Here is an 18,787-nt window from a genome sequence, read left to right as displayed (position 1 = left end):
CCCTCGTCTTTCAAAATCCACCGGCGACGGCGGATATTCAGGAAAAGATGCTTGCCACGGACGGGGAAGTCCTGAACCACCACAGGAGCGTAGAAGCCTTTGCTTTCCACTTTGACATTCGAATACTCACCGGGAAGCTCATTTTTCTCTTCCAGGTAAATCACGATTTCACTACTGCTTTCCTTTACATCGGAAATGTTGAAATAATCCAAGGTCCCTTCGGGAAGAAGGAGACGGTAACCGTTAGCTTCCATTATTACTGTGCTGTTGTTGCAGGCAAAGATAAGATTTTATCGGATATACTCCTCAGATTTTTACGTTGACCCGTTAACGGCTCTGATGTAAACCAAGATGTAAACCGGAAAGCCACTGCGTGCATGAAGCAACCGGAGCCTATTCATTCATCCCACGAAATCGAATAATCCGTCTCGCAGGATGAATTTATTCTTCCCATGAGACGGATTTATTTATCCCGTGAGATGAATCCATTCATCTCGCAAGACGATTTTCCCGGAAAGGCACGTTATTTCTTCACCAGGCAGATATTAACAGCATTCATCCCTCTCGGGCCGCGTTCAAGGTCGAACGTAACGGTATCGCCTTCCTTGATTTCCGTAACAACATTGTTTACATGAAAAAAGTATTTCTCGACCCCGGAAAAGTCTTTGATAAAACCGAACCCTCTGGACTCATTGAAGTACTCGACTCTTCCTTGTAGAATAACCGGAACTTCATCCTCCTTTTTGGGAGTGGAAATCATTATTTCTTCTATATTAATCTCTTGCTTCCCGGTATTTTCTTCGGGCGGCGTCGAGGTAATCATTCCATATTCGTCCACATAAGCAATCATATCGTCAAAACTGCTTTTATTGGATTTCCGTTCTTCTTTCCTTTTATTTTTTTCTTCCCGTTTGGCAAGTCTTTTCTTTTCATTCTCACGTTTTCCTGCTGTCATGGATTTTGCCATAGAATCTATATTTTATTAATTGTTATACTATATATCGAATAAATGATGAACCCGGATACACCCGCCTCAAATAGCATATTCGGCCTTGCTCAACTTCTTTCCCGTCAGTTTCTGGATGTCGCTGACCAGCTTACGTTCTTCCTCCGAACAAAAAGTAAGCGCCGTTCCCGAATTGCCGGCTCGCCCGGTACGCCCTATACGATGCACGTAGGTTTCGGGCACATCGGGGAGGTCGTAGTTGATGACCAATGGCAATTCATTGATATCGATGCCCCTGGCGGCAATATCGGTAGCTATCATTACACGTATCTTACCCGATTTGAAGTTTTCCAATGCAGACTGCCGCGCATTCTGGCTCTTATTGCCATGAATAGCCTGGCTGCCGATGCCCGCCTTACCCAGTACCCGGACTATCTTGTCCGCATTATGCTTGGTACGGGAGAAAACGAGTACCGATTGTCCTTCCACCTTCTGCAAAATGGAAATCAGCAACTTGCATTTCTCTTTCTTCTCCACAAAGTAAATAGCCTGCTCAATGGCATCCACCGTGGATGATTTGGGAGTTATGCTAATCCTTACCGGGCTCTTCAAAAGGGAATTTGTCAAAGCGATAATCGTATCGGGCATGGTAGCCGAGAAGAACAAGGTTTGCTTCTCCTTGGGAAGTTTGGGCAACAGACGTTTGATATCATGGATAAACCCCATGTCGAGCATACGGTCGGCCTCATCCAGAACGAAGTGCCGCACGTTATCCAGGCGGATATATCCCTGGTTCATCAAATCGAGCAGGCGCCCCGGAGTGGCGACCAATATGTCTATTCCTTTGTGCAGCATGGCTACCTGCGTACGTTGGTTGACTCCCCCGAAGATAACCCCATGACGTACTTGCGTATATTTGGCATAATCGTCTATGCACTCGCTAATCTGCAACGCCAGCTCACGGGTAGGGGTCAGTATCAGGGCTTTGATATTTTTGTTACGCTCCTTACCGGCTTGCAGGTGCTGGATGATAGGAATGGCAAACGCGGCGGTCTTTCCCGTTCCGGTCTGCGCGCAGCCCAATATATCTTTTCCTGCCAATGCCGCAGGGATTGCTTTTACTTGTATAGGGGTAGGAAGGGTATATCCTTTTTCGTCAATTGCTTTTAAAATCGGTTCGGTTATATTTAATTCTTTAAATGTCATAAATGTTGTTTTTGGGTGTGCCAAGCTAATAGCACAAGTATAATCTGAGCACGCTTCACTCAAGTGGCCCATACAAAAAGTCTGATAAATCTTTGTAGAATGAAAAGTGCAGGTGTGGAGCGGAACGCTTCCGCTAAAATCTAAAAGGCAGAAATTGTTTTGAAAAGCAGGAAACCGGAGTTTCCTGCTTTTTCCTGATATCAATATCTTCTGGAGTTGTTGTAACCGCCACGGCCTCTACCGCCGTTCGAAGGTCTTTCCTCACGAGGACGTGCAACGCTTACGGAAATGACTTTGTTGTCATACTCTACGCCATTCAACTCGTCGATAGCTTTTTGTCCTTCTGCGTCATTGCTCATTTCTATGAAAGCAAATCCTCTGGACCTGCCTGTTTCTCTGTCGAGGATTACTTTAGCTGAAGAAACTTCTCCAAACTCTGCAAATAAATTTGTTAAGTCGGCATCATTAACGCCATAACTTAAACCTGAAATGTAAATGTTCATTCTAAAAAATGTTATTAAAATAAATAATAAATTGGAGTGAGGAGGATAATTAAAGAAAAGGACTGCTTACTAATAATATATTAAAAGAAGAACTATACGATAATGATTCGTAACTCAAACTCTGGCGACAAAGGTAGTATAATAAACTTGATAAATACGTTTCTGCCCGTTTTTTTTCGGAAGAAAGACTATTATTATTGTTTATTAGTACAAAAAGGCTTCTAAAACGTCCGAATTCGCTATCGGCGTCTTTCTTACGGAGGAGCATGCAACGCTCTTTCCTTCCCGGTACGGATAAAAAATACTCCTGCCGGCATCGGCTTACAGCATTGTCCGGGCTATACCGGTTTATCACGGAAACCGCCCGTTTCATTCTTTCCGCCCGCAAGCAGACGGAAATGCCGCTATGCTAATACCGCAGGAGCCAAATAAGCATCCGTACCTTCCATACAGCGTACCGCTATGCTTTCAGCCGTATTACGAAACGGCTGCCTTTGCCCAGTTCGCTCCGGACTGTCAGCGTACCGCCATGAGCTTCTACAAAATCCTTGGAGATAGAAAGCCCCAGCCCGCTCCCCTGTACCTTTGTACCCGGTACACGGAAATAGCGGTCGAAGATGCTTTGATGATAACGCGGGTCGATACCCTTGCCGAAATCCTGTACATAAAGCTCTATAAAACCTTCTTCATGCTTCGCACCGATAATTACACGGCCGTTCTCCTTCGAGTAACGAATGGCATTGCTCAATAAGTTGGTAAGCACCCATGCTATTTTCTCGCTATCGACGAAAAGCTTCGGCATCTTCTCTTCCGGATATTCCACTTCAATCTGGATATTGAACTTATCGGCCTGTACCTGATTTGCCTTGATAGCATACTCTATCAGTTCGATAGGCTTCGTTATCTTGGGTATCATCTGCAACTTGCCGGCTTCTACCTGTGTCATATTGAGAAGTTCGCCCGTAATGCCCAGCAAGCGGTCGGCATTTTCCTTGATACTCTTGGATAACTGCTCCTGCTCCGTATTCAAAGCGCCGACACGGTTGTCCTCCAGAAGCTGCAAACTCATAAGAATAGCCGAGATAGGCGTTTTCAACTCGTGCGAAATCGTAGAGATAAAGGTAGTCTTTGCCGTATCCAGCTCTTTAAACTCCGTAATGTTTTTCAGCAGGATGACATCGCCCAGGTTATGCGGCTCGTCCGTAGTGGCATCCGTATTTATAATAGTAATGTAGGATGCCTGGAAATAGCTCTCCTTATTGTCGGCATAAATTTTCAAGGGCTCTTTCTTCTCGCCCGGATTGATAAGTTCACGCACCAACCGCCGGAGCAGGTCGTTCTTCAGCGACAGCTCCTCTGCCGAACGGCGGATAACATCCTCGCGTTTCAGGTTCAGCACGGTAAGCGCCTCTTTGTTGATGAAAAGAATTTCGTGCTCGCAGTTCAAGCCGATGATAGGCTCGTGGATACTGTTGACAATCGCTTCCAGGAACTTCTTGGCAGAGAGGATATCGTTCAGCGTGCTGGTGCGGTACTCCATGAGCCGCTCTGCCATGCTGTTGAAGCTATTGGCAACCTCCTGGAACTCTTCGTGCCCGCTCATGTCGAGACGCTTTTCATAGTTGTGATTGGCTATCTCGAGAATGCCTTGCATCAACTCCCGGATAGGCTTGTCTATGGAGCGGGGCAACCATACCAGCAATACGATACTGGCAAGAATACAGACGCCGCCCGTAACCGAAATCCATAACAAGGCGCGTTGCAGGCCGGGCATGGCGGCAGGGCTGTCAGGCTCGGTGGCCGTCAATATCTGGAGGTTCACGACAGAAAGGGCTACCAGCAGGATTATCATACCTGCGAGAACGCCCACGCTGAGTATCAATTTTGTACGAATGTTCATAACGCTCAAGGTATTAAAATTTATGCAAGTATAATCAAATCTATGTTTGCTTGCGTCAGTTCGTTCACGAATTTTCTATATTTCATCACCAAAAACAAAGATTGCGGCAAAGCAAACGAGGGACTGCCCATACAAACGGTGGTAATCTGCTTCTCTTTGCAAGCCGCAACAATGCTGCCCATAACATCTTTGGACTGTACCTGCATAACTTCGCCGCCCAGCTCGGTCACCAGTTTGAAATGGTTCAGCAGATGCCGCTGGTTGGCAAGTGCGATGCGGTCGGTGCTTTCGTTGGGAGTCTGTACATAAAGGGCTACGAATGAGGTATTATAGCGGGTTGCCAGCCTTGCCGCCTTGCGGATAATGCGGCGCGGCGTCTTTTCCTGACTGCTGATGCACGCCATGAACTTCTCATGCCGCACACCGACACTGGACACCAGCACTTCATTCTCCACCTTCTTCTCCACCCTCAGAGCTACCTCCTTCAAAGCCAGCTCACGCAGTTGCAGGATATTCTCCGTCTTGAAGAAGTTGTTCAAGGCAAGCGCCACCTTGTCCGGCTTGTATATCTTGCCAGCTTTCAGGCGGGCAATCAGTTCCTCCGCCGTCAGGTCGATATTCACCACCTCATCCGCCTCCTCCAGCACGCTGTCGGGGATACGCTCTTTCACTTCGATACCCGAGATGCCCTGTACCTCTTCATTGATACTTTCGATATGCTGTATATTGACGGCGGAAATAACATTGATACCCTCGTCCAGCAAATCCATGACATCCTGCCAGCGTTTCTCATTCCGGCTGCCTTCGACATTGGTATGCGCCAGCTCGTCTACAATTACGATTTCGGGATGTATCCGGATAATGGTATCCAAATCCATTTCTTCCAGTTCCTTGCCTTTATAAAATATCTTGCGACGGGGCACGACGGGCAATCCCTCCAGCATGGCGTCCGTACCGGCGCGTCCGTGCGTCTCGATATAGCCAATCTTCACATCCACCCCATTGTCCAGCAGGTCGTGGGCTTCCTGAAGCATGCGGTAAGACTTACCCACACCGGCAATCATACCGATATACACCTTGAACTTGCCACGGCGCGACCTTTTTATCAAATCGAGAAAATGTTGTACGCTCTCTTCTCTACTGCTCATAAATTCTTGATTAATACAAAATACGACTCTATTACGATAGCACAAAGGTACGAATTATCAGAATACACCTTGCAGTATCATGTGAAAAGGGAATAACCCGTAACAGCCCTCACGACTGCTACGGGTCCCTTCCAACATTAATTCATGAGTTAAAACTATACTCCTGGCTATCTTACGGACGCAGTGTGATACCGAATACCAGATAAGCGTCTTCGATAGCAGGGTTCCAGATAGCCTGCGTGAAGATAGGCAGGGAGAATTTATCCGTAATCCGAATTTCCTTAATGGCTTTCAAGGCAATGTTGGTAACGGCGAACTTGTTCAGACGACGGCTGTCGGTGTACACACTCGTTCCGTTGTTATTGTAGCCCTGTCCGTAAGGCAGCATACCCACCGTAGCATTCAGGTCTACGGACTTCACGCTGAACGGGTAGTTCAGCTCCACGTAAGAACTGAAGTTCTGCTTCACTTCGCCTTTGCTATTCACACGCTTATCGGAACCGGCGAACATCAGGTTCCACGCGATAGACAGCGGGAAGCTTTCGCAAGGCAATGTATATGCCAGTCCGGCTTCGAAATGGTGGTCGGTTTCGTGGCTCTCGAAGTTGAAGTACTTGCCTTCATTAGCCCACCAAAGGCTTGCGACAGAAAGCGTAGGACCCGCTTCGCCGAACTTGTAGGCAGCAGTCAGGTCGATTTCCTTGTTCTCTCCGCCGAAGTTGGTAGAGCCCCATGCGGTCAAAGTAAAATTACCGGCACTGAAACCGAGAGTCGGCTGGATATGAACGCCGCCGCCCTGGTTGAAACCACGCCAGATATAAGAGCTGACCAAGTCTGCCTGAGCAGTAAATTCCTGAGCCTGAGCTTTGCCCGTTCCAATAAAACATGCTGCAACAGCAGCTACAAAACCAAAAGTGATTGTTTTAATCGTTTTCATTTCTATCATATTCTTATTTAGTAAAGTAATTCTGTCCGATGCCCGGAACACCCGTTCCCGAACACCTCTTTCGTCAGGAAAAGGGCAGGAAGGACTATTCAGCTCCCCCTGTAACAGTAGTCTCGCACTACCTGAACAGAATAAATCCGTTCCTGCCCCATAACATGACAAACACAACTAAAAACTTATTGCTTCTTATCAGCTTCGTCCAAAGCCACATTCAGTTTCAGCACATTCACCCTTTCCGTACCGAACAGACCGAGCAAAGGCTTCTCGACAGCTTTGTCCACGAGCGCTTTCACATCCGCCTCGTTCATACCGCGTGCCTGGGCAACGCGCTTTACCTGTACATATGCTCCTGCAGAAGTAACATGAGGGTCCAGGCCGGAACCGCTCGCCGTAACCATATCGGCAGGAACCTCCGCACGGTTCAGGTAAGGATGATGTACGAGGAACGTATCGATGCGGGCTTCCACTTCCGTGAGGTACTCCTCGTTCGTAGGTCCTTTGTTGCTACCGCCCGATGCATCGGCCGTATAACCGCCGGCAGACGGACGTCCCCAGAAATAGATGTCCTGCGTAAACATCTGACCTACATTGGCAGCCCCCACTACCTTACCGTTCAAAGTAGCGACTTCAGCGTTACCTTTGTTGGGACCGGCAAACTGCGCGAATATCCATAAGACAAGGATATAAAATACAGAGAAGAACACGCAGAAAGCGATTGTTATCTTAAATGATTTCCAAAGAGTTTTCATTTTTCTATTTCCTTCAATTAAAAGAATAAACTAACTATCATATCTATTAACTTAATACCTACGAACGGAGCGATGACACCACCTACGCCATAAATCAGCAGGTTGCGGCGGAGCAGTGCGCTCGCACCTATCGGCTTGTACTGAACACCCTTCAAAGCCAACGGAATCAGGATAGGAATGATGATAGCGTTGAAGATAATGGCCGAAAGAATAGCCGTTTCAGGACTGTGCAGCCCCATGATGTTCAGCGGCGCCAACTGCGGGATAGCCACCATGAACAAGGCGGGAATGATAGCGAAATACTTAGCCACATCATTGGCAATGGAGAAAGTAGTCAGCGTACCGCGCGTCATAAGCAACTGCTTACCGATTTCTACGATTTCAATCAGCTTGGTCGGGTCGTTGTCGAGGTCTACCATATTACCGGCTTCCTTGGCAGCCTGCGTACCGCTGTTCATCGCAACACCCACATTTGCCTGTGCCAGAGCGGGAGCGTCGTTCGTTCCGTCGCCCATCATGGCAACCAGCTTTCCTGCCTGCTGCTCCTTCTTGATATACTCCATTTTGTCCTCGGGCTTAGCCTCGGCAATGAAGTCGTCCACACCGGCCTTTTCAGCGATATATTTGGCTGTCAGCGGGTTGTCGCCCGTTACCATTACAGTCTTTACACCCATTTTGCGCAAACGTTCGAAACGCTCCTGGATGCCCGGCTTAATGATATCCTGCAACTCGATAACACCCGTTACCTTCTGGTTTACACATACCACCAGCGGAGTACCGCCATTGCCGGAAATAACGGCGATAGTTTCTTCGACCTCTTTCGGGAATTTGTTTCCGGCAGCCTCCACAATCCTGCGGATAGCGTCGAACGCACCCTTACGAATCTGAGTGCCGTCCTGCAAGTCTACACCCGAGCACTTCGTTTCAGCGGTGAACTTTATCATATGGGCACCGGTCGTATTGAGGTCGCGCATACGGTGTCCGTTTTCACGTCCCAGCTCGATAATCGACTTACCCTCCGGAGTTTCATCGGAAAGGGAGGACATGAGGCAAGCCTCTACGAACACATTCTCATCGACACCCGGAGCCGGATGAAACTTCGTAGCCTTACGGTTACCGATTGTAATAGTACCGGTCTTGTCCAGCAGCAGGGTATCTATGTCGCCGGCAGTTTCAACCGCCTTACCCGATTTGGTGATTACGTTGGCACGGAGCGCACGGTCCATACCGGCAATACCGATTGCCGAAAGCAGGCCGCCGATTGTCGTCGGAATCAGGCAGACGAACAAAGAGATGATAGCCGCAATGGAGATATAAGTTCCCGGGTGGTCGATGTTCGTATAGTCTGCCATAGGAATCAAAGTAACGCACACGATGACGAACACCAAAGTAAAGCCGGCCAAAAGGATAGTCAGGGCTATTTCGTTCGGAGTCTTTTGGCGGGTAGCCCCTTCTACCAGAGCAATCATCTTGTCGAGGAAGCTTTCGCCCGGCTGTTGGGTTACCAGTACCTTAATCTTATCCGAAAGCACTTTCGTACCGCCGGTTACAGAGCTCTTGTCGCCGCCGGCCTCGCGGATAACCGGAGCCGACTCACCGGTAATGGCACTCTCGTCGATAGAAGCCAGACCCTCGACGATTTCGCCGTCGGCAGGAATCGTATCGCCTGCCTCGCAGATAAAATAATCTCCCTTTTTCAGGCGCGCACTGCTAATGGTACGTACCTTTCCGTCCACCACTACTTTGGCAGGAGTCTCTTCGCGGGTCTTGCGCAAGCTGTCTGCCTGAGCCTTACCGCGAGCCTCGGCAATGGCCTCGGCAAAATTAGCGAACAACAAGGTTACGAACAATATCACGAAAACAAGGAAGTTGTAACCGAATGTTCCATATTCCGCAGTTCCCAGCGAGAGGATGCAAACCACCAGCATCACCAGGGTCACAATCTCTACCGTGAACATAATCGGATTCTTTATCATCATCCGCGGATTCAACTTCACGAATGACTGCTTCAAGCTTTCCATTACTTGCTCCTTTTGAAACAAAGAAGCTGATTTATTATCTTTCATATCTTTCTTATTCTACTACTTACAGACTAAAATGTTCAGCAATCGTACTCAACGCATGTGCCGGGAAGAATGACAACGCAGCCACGATAAAGATTACAGCGAAAGTCATCACACCGAATGTCACCGTATCCGTCTTCAGCGTACCGGCACTCTCCGGAATAAATTTCTTGCCGGCCAGCAAACCTGCAATAGCCACCTGTCCTACAATCGGCAAGAAACGTCCGAGAATCAGCGTCCAGCCGGTAGTATAGTTCCAGAAGTAAGTATTGTCGCCCAATCCTTCGAAACCGGAACCGTTGTTGGCGGCAGCCGAAGTGTACTCATACAACTGTTCGCTCAAGCCGTGGAAGCTGGGGTTGTTCAGCCAGCCGCCCTCGCTCTCGACGAACTCCGGCCAGTGGGCAAACAGGAAGCAGGACAAAGCAACGCCGCCCAAAATGATAAGCGGGTGCAGCAGTGCCACGATAGTGGCGATTTTCATTTCGCGCGCCTCTACCTTCTTGCCTAAGAACTCGGGCGTACGTCCTACCATTAATCCGCTGATGAACACAGCAATGATAATGAATGTATAATAGTTGAGGAAGCCTACGCCTACACCGCCGAACCACGTATTGATTTGCATGTTCAGCATTTCCATCATACCGGAAAGCGGCATGGTAGAGTCGTGCATACCATTTACAGAACCGTTGGAAGTAACCGTCGTTACAATACTCCACAAAGCGGTAGCAGCAGAACCCAGGCGCACCTCCTTGCCTTCCATGGCTCCGTTGTCCTGGGCAATGCCCATTTCGTCTATGCGCGGATTACCGCCCATTTCCTGCGAAACATTGATACAGACCCCGACAAGGAAAGCAAACAGCATGACACCGTATACCGTATAGGCAAATTTCTTACGCTTGGTGTAAAAGCCCAGTGCGATTACCATTGCCATTGGAATTATCAGGATAGACCAGCATTCTGCAATATCGGTCAGGTAAGTGGGGTTTTCCAGCGGATGCGAAGAGTTACAGCCGAAGTAACCGCCACCGTTCGTACCCAACTGCTTGATAGGCACGATAGCCGCCGTAGGTCCCTGGGAAACCATTTGGGTTTCGCCTTCCAGTGTCTGCACTTCCATTTTGCCGTCGAATCCCATTGGAGTACCCTCTACGATAAGGATGAAGCCTACAATCAGCGAAAGCGGGAACAGCACACGCGTACAGCTCAGTACCAGGAAATTCCAGAAGTTACCGATAGTCTTCGTGCTTTTGGCAGCCATACCTTTCATAACGCCCGCCATGGCAGCCATACCCGTTGCAGCGGTAATGAACTGGAAAAGCATGATAACGAACAATTGTGTGAAATAAGTCAGCCCGCTTTCTCCGGAATAGTGCTGCAAGTTACAGTTCACCATAAAGCTGATACACGTATTGAACGCCAAATCCGGCGTCTGGTTGGCATTGCCGTCCGGATTCAGGGGCAACCACTGTTGCGTACAAAGCAACACCATACCCCATACGAACCAGAAAGCGTTCAGAATCAAGAGGGCTTTCAGGAACTGCTTCCAGTTCATCTCCTCATTCGGGTTGATACCGGCTACTTTAAATATCAATCTCTCGACCGGCTTCATGAAGTCCGACCAAGTTTTCTCTCCTCTATAAACCTTAGCAATATATTTTCCCAGCGGGTAAGATATTACAATCAGCAGGAGAATCTGTAAGGCTACGCCTAAAATTTCTGTATTCATTTCCTTTTAATAGATTAGAACTTCTCGGGTCTTACCAGCACATAAACCAGATACCCGAATACTACAATACCCAATACAAATAAAGCTGTGTACATAATCTCTCTCGTTTTTAAATCTTTTCAAACCAATCCACGCATTTCCAGAACAGCCAGAAAGCAAACAATCCGCTCAACAGGCAGAAAATAAATGAAATCGTTATTCCCATGTTTTTACTTTGTTAAATTAATATTTTCGTTTTACCGGCTCCCCTAATGCCAAATGCGTGCCAAGAGACAAGGCAAGATGATAAAATACTGGTTTATAAGGAGATGAAATAATACAGGGAGTTGCAGGAAAAGAAAACACCCTTCCAAAATGAAAGGGTGCTTATCAAAATAGAAAAGGATTATCGTACAATCCAAGGTTCGTCCGGCGGAACCTTCCGTTTCCCGGCAGGGAAATCGGAGTGCCAAAGGGTGGAACAAACTGTTTCAAGGCAGGAAACAGTTTGTTTCGCATAGGAAAACACTTTGTTTCACCGTGGAGAACAGTTTGTTTCAATAGGTTGAAACACTTTGTTCTCCCCCTTTGAAACACTTTGTTCTATCGCATGTGAACAAAGTGTTTTTATATGGTGAAACAGTTTGTTTCAAGGCACGGAACAGTCTGTTCCACGGCAGGAAACAATCTGTTCCGTGCCGGGAGAACTTCCGGGAGGCTATGGAAGAAGGCGGATTATATCCCGTACTCCTCGATTTTGCGGTAGAGTGTGGTCAAGCCGATTTTGAGAAGACGGGCGGCCTCCGTCTTGTTACCTTTGGTATATTCCAGCACGCGGGCAATGTGGCGCCGCTCCATGGCCGAAAGCTCAAAGCTGTCGGGGCTGGTTTCGTTGGACTGCTCGTAATGCGTATTCTGGATATCGAGCGGCAGGTCGTCAACATCCAGGCGCTCGCCTTCGCATACAATCAGGCTGCGCTCTATCACGTTGCGCAGTTCCCGTATATTGCCTTTCCAGGGTTGTTGTTCCAGAGCTTCGAGAAAGGCAGGCGTTATTTCTGCAACGGGGCGTGCCAACCGGCCGGAGAAGTTCTTAACAAAGGCTTTTGCCAGCAGGCGCACATCGCCTGCCCGCTCGCGTAGGGGCGGCAGATGTATCTGGAATACGGAAAGCCGGTAGAACAAATCTTCGCGGAACCGTCCTGCGGCAATCTCTTCCGGCAGGTTACGGTTGGTGGCGGCAATGATGCGCACATTTACACGGGTAGGCTTGGTGTCGCCAATCTTTATATATTCGCCCGTTTCGAGGATACGCAGGAGCTTGGCTTGCAGCTCGAATGCCATTTCGCCGATTTCATCCAAAAAAATCGTACCGTTGTTGGCCTCCTCGAACAGCCCTTTCTTATCCTTCAACGCTCCCGTAAACGAACCGGCTTTATGGCCGAACATCTCGCTCTCCAGCAGCTCCTTGCTGAAAGAAGAGCAGTTGACGGCAACAAAATTCTGCTTGGCACGCTTACTATTATAATGTATGGCTTGGGCAAAAACTTCCTTACCGGTACCCGTTTCACCCGTCAGCAATACGGGCACATCCGTTCCCGAAACTTTCTGCGCCAGCGACACGGCGTCTTTCAGGGCTTTCGAATCGCCCAGTATGGAACTGAACGAATACGCCTGCACCGCCTTCTTTTCCTGCTTCTCCTGGCGGGCGTTGGTGCGCGCCTTCTCCGCCGCACGGCTTACAAGCGGTATAATCTTGTTGTTATCGTCACCTTTGGTAATATAGTCGAAAGCGCCGTTCTTAATGGCCTGCACCCCGTCCGGGATATTACCGTGCGCCGTCAGCAAAATGACTTCCGCATCAGGGGATGTTTTCTTAATGGACGAAACAAGGTCTACCCCATTCCCGTCGGGAAGGAATACATCGCACAAGACAACATCCGGCTTTTGAAGCTCCAACTGCTTCAAGGCAGCCCTGCAATCACCGGCCTGGCATACTTCATATCCTTCCAACTCCAACATACGCGACAGAAGGGTACGAATCTGTACTTCATCGTCAACGACTAAAATCTTGCTCATATCTTCTTGCCTATTTTAAAGTAATAAATGGTAAGAACAGGGGTGTGCAAATATAAGTGTTTTCCGGCAAACGAACGGCACGTCTTTTGAACTTTTATAAGCGAAGGGGATGTGCACGCACATCGCAGGAAAGCAGAAAAGCGCCCTGCAATATATCCCAGAGGGATATTTTAAGAGAACAGAAGGACTTGCCCTCCCTTCCATTTTGAAAATGAGCCTCCTAAAACGAAAAGGCGGACGGAGGCTCCGCAAACAACTGAAAAAGGAATAACTAAAAAAGAATTAAAAATGAAAGTTTTTAAATTCGGCGGCACTTCCGTCGGTACAGTAGAGAGAATGAAGCATGTAGCGGAACTTATTTCAGACCCTGCATCCAAAATCGTAGTGCTGTCTGCAACGGCAGGCACTACCAACCACTTGGAAGAAATCGCAGCCGATATGTTCGGCCGCGACACGGAACAGGCACACGAGAAGATAGCCCGGCTGGAGCTCCAGTTCATAGACTTTGCCAACGAACTGCTGACGGACGACTCCATAAAGCGGGAAGCGATAGACTATATCCTCGACCGCTTCCAACGGCTCTGGCAGTTTATCAGCGATGAGTTTACCTCGGTAGAGGAAAAAGAGGTGCTGGCGCAGGGGGAACTTATCAGCACAGCCTTGCTGCACTTCTACCTGCGGGAGCGGAAGATTCCCAACATACTGCTCTCCGCCTTCGACTTCATGCGTACCGGCCTGGAGGGAGAACCAGACCTGAGATATATCGAGGAGAAGCTGCAAGCGCAACTTGCCCAGTACCCCGGTATCAATCTTTTCATTACCCAGGGGTATATCTGCAAAAACGCCTATAACGAAACGGACAACCTGAAACGGGGCGGCAGCGATTACACCGCCTCGCTTATCGGCGCTGCTATCCGTGCGGAGGAGATACAGATATGGACGGACATCGACGGTATGCATAACAACGACCCGCGCGAGGTATCGGGCACGCATTCCGTAAAGCATCTCAGCTTCAACGAGGCCGAGCAACTGGCTTTCTACGGGGCTAAGATATTGCATCCGTTCTGTATTGCACCGGCACGCAAGCGCAACATTCCGGTACGGTTGCTCAACTCGATGAACCCTGCGGCGGAAGGTACGTTGATTTCGGACTTGCAGGACGATAATATCATCAAGGCCATAGCAGCCAAAGACAACATCTTCTACGTGAAGTTCGAATCGAATCATAGTTTGTGTCCTTACCAGTTTATCAGCAGGATTTTCGATACGTTCGCCAAGTACCGGACTCCGCTTTGCCTGTTGGTTTCGTCCAACCAGGATGTATCCGTAGCCATAGACAACAGCGAGCGTTTATGCAAAATTCTTTCCGAGCTAGAGCCGTATGCAAGAATTCTGACGGAAGACCGCATGTCCATTGTATCCGTAGTGGGGAATATGCGGTGGCAGTATGCCGGTGTGGAAGCCCAGATTATAGAGGCGCTGGCAGATATTCCGCTGCGTATGATTTCATACGGAAGCAACGACAGCGATGTGGCATTCGTCATTAAGACGGAAGACAAGAAAAAGGCTTTGCAGGCACTCAACAATAAGCTTTTTGAACCGGCAGCGGACAAGGTTGCAAGATAACCGCATCCCGGCGTATAAAACGGAGGGGCTATACCGGAACGGATACTTGCCGGTATCTTATTCCGATATAGCCTCAACCTGAAAACAACGTACCTATTTTTTACGGGAAGCGTTCTATCATTTCCATGCACATGCGCCCATTATGATAGGGGCATTTCCAGAAACCTGCCTTATCATCGGCAGTGTTTACCGTTCCGTCGGCACGGACGCTCCAATGCCATTCTCCGCTTTTATAATCTATCAGGTGTTTCTTGATGTATTCCCAGCAGCGGAATGCTTTCTGTAAAGCAACTTCGTCATCGAAATGCTGGTAGAGGTTGATGTGCCCCACCACGTTCTCTGCCTGCACCCACCAATGGCAGTCCGTATCTGTTTTGCCTTTGCCGGGAAAGGTTTCGTAAATCATGCTGCCTTCGGTTGTAAGTCCTTCATCGGCTGCGGCTGCAATGTATTCTACCAGAGGCTCTACTTTCTCCAATAGCGCTTTGTCTCCCAAGACCAAGGCTGCCTCGTGAAGCAGCCACGAGGCTTCAATATCGTGTCCATAGGATACGATGCGGTATTTGCTTACCCAGTCGTCATCGAAAAAGAGTTCCAGATGTCCGGTTTGCTGGTTCAATATCTTATCGGTGAAAAGTGTTACCAGGTTGCGGAGTTGCTTCTCGAGGGCGGCGTCTTTCCATACCCGGTACAGGTTGGTGTAGGGTTCCAGGATGTGTAAATGGGTGTTCATGGTCTTGCGCTCATTCTCGTCTTTGGCACTCAGGCGCATATCGGCGATTTCGCTCCAATCGCAAGCCAGCGCTTCGCAATAGCCGTTCTTCACAGAATCGAAACTGTGCCGTTCGATGTCCCCGAACAAACGGACAGCATATGTAAGTGCTTCTTCATCGCCGGTGGCGCGGTGGTACTCGCTCAGGCCGTAAATGGCAAAGCCCAGGGCGTAAATCTGTTTCTTGGTGTCCGAGGGAGTACCTGTATAATCGAGCGACCAGTATATTCCGCCATGCTCTTTGTCGTAGAACCGGTCGATAATGACACGTTTGGCACGGGTAGCCGTTTCCAGATACTCCGGCTTCCCCAGCAGGCGGTATGCCGACGAGAAAGTCCACAATATGCGGGCATTGAGCACAGCGCCTTTCACTGCCTGCGGGTTCAGTTCATCTGTTCCGGTGATACGGCCGTAGAAGCCGCCGTTCACCGGGTCGGTCATCTTGTCCTTCCAGAACGAAAGGATGTTATCTTCGAGCACGGCACGCATTTCCTGCCGCATCCGGCTCAGTATATCCATGCATATCATTTTCTTACAGTTGTCTTTTGTGTTCCAATCGGGCTGTTATATCTTTCATTTTCTTTTCGGTAAGCGGATACATACTGATGAAGATTACACTGAGTATCGTACCTGCCGCCGGCAGGAAGCTCAGGAACATCTTGATGCCACTGATTGCTTCTTCGCTCTGTACCATGTTTGCCCGGAAACCGAAGAAGCCGAGCAACCAGCCGGTTACGGCAGTCCCGATAGCCCAGCCGAACTTCTGGCTCATGGAGGAGGAGGAAAATATCAGTCCCGTGGCACGGTTGCCGGTTCTGAGTTCCGAATAGTCGGCGCAATCGGCATACATAGACCAAAGCAGCGGGAAGATACTGCCTGCACAGATACTAATCAGTACCTGGAATACGAACATCCACACCAGGTCTGCCTTATCGAACCAATAGAAGATGATGCTAAGTACCGTAGCGATAATCATTGCCCACATATAGGTATTACGCTTCCCGATGCGGTTGCTGACCGGAGCGGCGGCTATCACTCCTATTATATTGGCTGCCTGCCCCAAAGCGAGGTAGAACCCGCTCAGCACGAACGGCATGCCGAAGAAGGAAACGGCGGCGTAGTCTTCTTCTACCACAAAGTACTTAAAGTAATAAACGGTAGCGCCGTCGCGAATGGAGTTGAAGACCAAAGCCGCCACACCTGCACCCAACAGAATCCACCAGGGTTTGTTGCCCAGCAAATCTTTCAGGTCTTCTTTCAACGGGTTCTGTGTTTCCCTGATTGGCTTTACCCGCTCTTTGGTCCAGGCAAAGCAGCCGAAGAACAAGACGATGCACAGTATGGCTATAACGGCGACTGCCATAGTCCACCCGGTTTGCTGGTCGCCCAGCTCCTTACTGTTGCCGCTAAAAAAGTTCACTAACGGCATAAACAGCAGCAGGGCTATGAAGCTGCCGATGTAGGCAAAGGTCATTCTGTATGTAGAGAGTGTGTTGCGTTCTTTAGGGTTAGGGCTCATCACGCCTAATAGGGAAGCGTAAGGTACGTTGATAGCAGAATATATCATCATCATCGACGAATAGGTGACATAGGCATAAACCAGTTTACCGCCCGGGCTCCAGTCCGGGGTGACAAAGGTCAGAATGCCGATGATACCGAACGGAACGGCAAGCCACAAAAGATAGGGACGGAACTTGCCCCAGCGGGAGTGCGTGCGGTCGGCAACTACTCCCACAACCGGGTCGAAGGCGGAGTCCCATATCCTCGTTATCAGGAACATGGTTCCTACCGCGGCAGCCGGCAAGCCGAACACATCCGTATAGAATATCATCAGATAGGCGCCGAACAGTTTCCAGAACATGGATGATGCCATGTCGCCCAAACCGTAGCCTATTTTCTCTGTAAGTTTTATCATACTATGTCTATTTTAAAACGGGATTCCGTTTCAGCAGTTCCAGGTTCTTGTCTATCTGTCTCTTCAATGTGTCCACCGAAGCGGAAGAGCTCAAGCCGTCGGCAGGGGTGTTCATGCAATAATCCACCAGTTTGTCAATGGTAGAAGTGGCTACATGCATCCGGGTATCAGAAGAAGCGTAATAGATGAATACCGTTCCGTCGTCGTCGGCAATCCAGCCGTTGGAGAAGAGTACGTTACTCACATCGCCGATGCGTTCTTCGGCTTCGGGCGCCATGAAGTAACCTCCGGGGGCGGCTATGAGCCTGGTAGGGTCGTCGAGGGCGGTCATATACATATAGAGTACGTAGCGCAATCCGGCAGCGCAGGCGCGTACGCCATGTGCCAGGTGCAGCCACCCTTCAGGGGTCTTGATTGGATGCGGCCCTTCGCCGTTTTTCACTTCCTTGATAGTGTGGTAATAGCGCTGGTCGATGATTTTTTCCTCTTTTACTTCTGCATGTGTTATATCGTCTACCAATGCCCAGCCAATGCCTCCACCGCTTCCGGTATCGATAAAGCCGTCCTGCGGACGTGTATAAAGGGCATATTTGCCGTCCACGAATTCGGGATGTAGCACGACATTGCGCTGTTGGCTCTTGGTTTTCAAATCCGGCAGGCGTTCCCAAGTCTTTAAGTCTTTGGTACGGGCAATGGCTGCCGTAGCTGTAGCCGAGGATAAATCGCCCGCAGGAGCTGTGTCGTCATGGCGCTCGGCACAGAAAATACCATATATCCAACCGTCTTCATGGGCTGTGAGGCGCATATCGTAGATATTGGTTGCCGGCACAATGTCTTCGGGCATCGTTATCGGATAGTCCCAAAAGCGGAAATTGTCGATACCGTTCGGGCTTTCGGCTATAGCAAAGAATGATTTACGGTCGGCGCCTTCCACACGGACTGCCAGCAAGTATTTCCCCTGCCACTTTATAGCTCCCGAATTCATTGTGGAATTTATGCCGATGCGTTCCATTAAATGGGGATTGGTCTTTTCATTCAAATCGTACCGCCAGAATATAGGGGTATGAGCAGCCGTTATTACGGGGTATTTGTAACGGGTGAAGATGTTGTTGCCTGTCTCTTGGGGGATATTGGTTCTGGTTATCAACTCCTCCGCATCTACCAGCAATTTTTCCAATTTAGATTGAAACTGATTCATAAAAACGTCTTTATTATCTTAACTTAAA

General features: G+C 49.0%; 17 protein-coding genes. 2 read left to right on the top strand and 15 right to left on the bottom strand.

Going from position 1 to position 18,787, the window contains the following annotated elements:
- From C233_RS0107480 to C233_RS0107465, 4 genes are all read right to left on the bottom strand, one after another.
- Positions 1-254: ISAon1 family transposase N-terminal region protein (locus C233_RS0107480; protein WP_018666478.1), on the bottom strand; the 254-nt coding region annotated here is incomplete at its 3' end.
- A gap of 269 nt (positions 255-523) precedes the next feature.
- A complete protein-coding gene (locus C233_RS0107475) occupies positions 524-967 on the bottom strand; it encodes a cold-shock protein (RefSeq protein WP_018666977.1) in 444 nt (147 codons plus the stop codon).
- 66 nt (positions 968-1,033) lie between these two features.
- The gene (locus C233_RS0107470; protein WP_018666976.1) at positions 1,034-2,152 is read right to left on the bottom strand and encodes a DEAD/DEAH box helicase; all 1,119 of its coding nucleotides are present in this window, start codon (positions 2,150-2,152) and stop codon (positions 1,034-1,036) included.
- 200 nt (positions 2,153-2,352) lie between these two features.
- Positions 2,353-2,655, bottom strand: a complete 303-nt coding sequence (locus tag C233_RS0107465) for an RNA recognition motif domain-containing protein (protein ID WP_018666975.1) — start codon at positions 2,653-2,655, stop codon at positions 2,353-2,355.
- 266 nt (positions 2,656-2,921) lie between these two features.
- Here C233_RS0107465 and C233_RS24440 point away from each other — a divergent pair, with 266 nt between their 5' ends.
- The gene (locus C233_RS24440) at positions 2,922-3,068 is read left to right on the top strand and encodes a hypothetical protein (RefSeq protein WP_018666973.1); all 147 of its coding nucleotides are present in this window, start codon (positions 2,922-2,924) and stop codon (positions 3,066-3,068) included.
- Positions 3,069-3,115: 47 nt separating this feature from the next.
- Here the strand turns inward: C233_RS24440 and C233_RS0107455 are convergent, their stop codons facing one another.
- From C233_RS0107455 to C233_RS0107420, 8 genes are all read right to left on the bottom strand, one after another.
- A complete protein-coding gene (locus tag C233_RS0107455; RefSeq protein WP_018666971.1) occupies positions 3,116-4,555 on the bottom strand; it encodes an ATP-binding protein in 1,440 nt (479 codons plus the stop codon).
- Between the two features lie 20 nt (positions 4,556-4,575).
- Complete coding sequence (locus C233_RS0107450) at positions 4,576-5,703, bottom strand: sensor protein KdpD (RefSeq protein ID WP_018666969.1); 1,128 nt, start codon at positions 5,701-5,703, stop codon at positions 4,576-4,578.
- Between the two features lie 172 nt (positions 5,704-5,875).
- Positions 5,876-6,640, bottom strand: a complete 765-nt coding sequence (locus C233_RS0107445) for a TorF family putative porin (RefSeq protein WP_025068671.1) — start codon at positions 6,638-6,640, stop codon at positions 5,876-5,878.
- 185 nt (positions 6,641-6,825) lie between these two features.
- Entirely contained in the window at positions 6,826-7,398 is a 573-nt protein-coding gene (locus C233_RS0107440) for a K(+)-transporting ATPase subunit C (protein ID WP_018666965.1), read from the bottom strand.
- A 17-nt stretch (positions 7,399-7,415) separates the two neighbouring features.
- Positions 7,416-9,464 carry a potassium-transporting ATPase subunit KdpB gene (gene kdpB / locus C233_RS0107435; protein ID WP_018666963.1) on the bottom strand — a complete coding sequence of 683 codons (2,049 nt, stop codon included), beginning with the start codon at positions 9,462-9,464 and terminating at the stop codon, positions 7,416-7,418.
- Positions 9,465-9,483: 19 nt separating this feature from the next.
- Positions 9,484-11,190, bottom strand: coding sequence for a potassium-transporting ATPase subunit KdpA (gene kdpA / locus C233_RS0107430; protein ID WP_018666962.1), 1,707 nt, complete (start codon positions 11,188-11,190; stop codon positions 9,484-9,486).
- A gap of 14 nt (positions 11,191-11,204) precedes the next feature.
- Positions 11,205-11,285: a potassium-transporting ATPase subunit F gene (locus tag C233_RS25145; RefSeq protein ID WP_081626105.1), complete on the bottom strand. Its 81-nt coding sequence runs from the start codon at positions 11,283-11,285 to the stop codon at positions 11,205-11,207.
- A 619-nt stretch (positions 11,286-11,904) separates the two neighbouring features.
- Positions 11,905-13,248 carry a sigma-54-dependent transcriptional regulator gene (locus tag C233_RS0107420; protein ID WP_018666960.1) on the bottom strand — a complete coding sequence of 448 codons (1,344 nt, stop codon included), beginning with the start codon at positions 13,246-13,248 and terminating at the stop codon, positions 11,905-11,907.
- A gap of 288 nt (positions 13,249-13,536) precedes the next feature.
- Between C233_RS0107420 and C233_RS0107410 the strand changes: the two genes are divergently transcribed.
- Complete coding sequence (locus tag C233_RS0107410; RefSeq protein ID WP_018666958.1) at positions 13,537-14,874, top strand: aspartate kinase; 1,338 nt, start codon at positions 13,537-13,539, stop codon at positions 14,872-14,874.
- Positions 14,875-14,974: 100 nt separating this feature from the next.
- On the opposite strand, the gene C233_RS0107405 is transcribed toward C233_RS0107410, so the two are convergent.
- Genes C233_RS0107405 through C233_RS0107395 form a run of 3 tightly spaced genes read right to left on the bottom strand, consistent with a single transcriptional unit; the run spans position 14,975 to position 18,759 of the window.
- Complete coding sequence (locus C233_RS0107405) at positions 14,975-16,165, bottom strand: AGE family epimerase/isomerase (protein WP_025068672.1); 1,191 nt, start codon at positions 16,163-16,165, stop codon at positions 14,975-14,977.
- Between the two features lie 13 nt (positions 16,166-16,178).
- The gene (locus C233_RS0107400; RefSeq protein WP_018666956.1) at positions 16,179-17,561 is read right to left on the bottom strand and encodes an MFS transporter; all 1,383 of its coding nucleotides are present in this window, start codon (positions 17,559-17,561) and stop codon (positions 16,179-16,181) included.
- Between the two features lie 7 nt (positions 17,562-17,568).
- On the bottom strand, positions 17,569-18,759 hold the full coding sequence (locus C233_RS0107395; protein ID WP_018666955.1) for a glycoside hydrolase family 130 protein: 1,191 nt from the start codon (positions 18,757-18,759) through the stop codon (positions 17,569-17,571).
- Between the last annotated feature and the right edge of the window lie 28 nt (positions 18,760-18,787).

Origin of the sequence: Bacteroides gallinarum DSM 18171 = JCM 13658, assembly GCF_000374365.1 — a bacterium.
Lineage (GTDB): Bacteria > Bacteroidota > Bacteroidia > Bacteroidales > Bacteroidaceae > Bacteroides > Bacteroides gallinarum.
The sequence above is the reverse complement of the archived record's forward strand: the minus strand, read 5'-3'. Positions and strand labels throughout refer to the sequence as shown.

Coding starts and splice junctions, on each gene's coding strand:
- C233_RS0107475 (WP_018666977.1), bottom strand. CDS start 967: ATGGCAAAATCCATGACAGCAGGAAAACGTGAGAATGAAAAGAAAAGA.
- C233_RS0107470 (WP_018666976.1), bottom strand. CDS start 2,152: ATGACATTTAAAGAATTAAATATAACCGAACCGATTTTAAAAGCAATT.
- C233_RS0107465 (WP_018666975.1), bottom strand. CDS start 2,655: ATGAACATTTACATTTCAGGTTTAAGTTATGGCGTTAATGATGCCGAC.
- C233_RS24440 (WP_018666973.1), top strand. CDS start 2,922: ATGCAACGCTCTTTCCTTCCCGGTACGGATAAAAAATACTCCTGCCGG.
- C233_RS0107455 (WP_018666971.1), bottom strand. CDS start 4,555: ATGAACATTCGTACAAAATTGATACTCAGCGTGGGCGTTCTCGCAGGT.
- C233_RS0107450 (WP_018666969.1), bottom strand. CDS start 5,703: ATGAGCAGTAGAGAAGAGAGCGTACAACATTTTCTCGATTTGATAAAA.
- C233_RS0107445 (WP_025068671.1), bottom strand. CDS start 6,640: ATGAAAACGATTAAAACAATCACTTTTGGTTTTGTAGCTGCTGTTGCA.
- C233_RS0107440 (WP_018666965.1), bottom strand. CDS start 7,398: ATGAAAACTCTTTGGAAATCATTTAAGATAACAATCGCTTTCTGCGTG.
- kdpB (WP_018666963.1), bottom strand. CDS start 9,464: ATGAAAGATAATAAATCAGCTTCTTTGTTTCAAAAGGAGCAAGTAATG.
- kdpA (WP_018666962.1), bottom strand. CDS start 11,190: ATGAATACAGAAATTTTAGGCGTAGCCTTACAGATTCTCCTGCTGATT.
- C233_RS25145 (WP_081626105.1), bottom strand. CDS start 11,285: ATGTACACAGCTTTATTTGTATTGGGTATTGTAGTATTCGGGTATCTG.
- C233_RS0107420 (WP_018666960.1), bottom strand. CDS start 13,248: ATGAGCAAGATTTTAGTCGTTGACGATGAAGTACAGATTCGTACCCTT.
- C233_RS0107410 (WP_018666958.1), top strand. CDS start 13,537: ATGAAAGTTTTTAAATTCGGCGGCACTTCCGTCGGTACAGTAGAGAGA.
- C233_RS0107405 (WP_025068672.1), bottom strand. CDS start 16,165: ATGGATATACTGAGCCGGATGCGGCAGGAAATGCGTGCCGTGCTCGAA.
- C233_RS0107400 (WP_018666956.1), bottom strand. CDS start 17,561: ATGATAAAACTTACAGAGAAAATAGGCTACGGTTTGGGCGACATGGCA.
- C233_RS0107395 (WP_018666955.1), bottom strand. CDS start 18,759: ATGAATCAGTTTCAATCTAAATTGGAAAAATTGCTGGTAGATGCGGAG.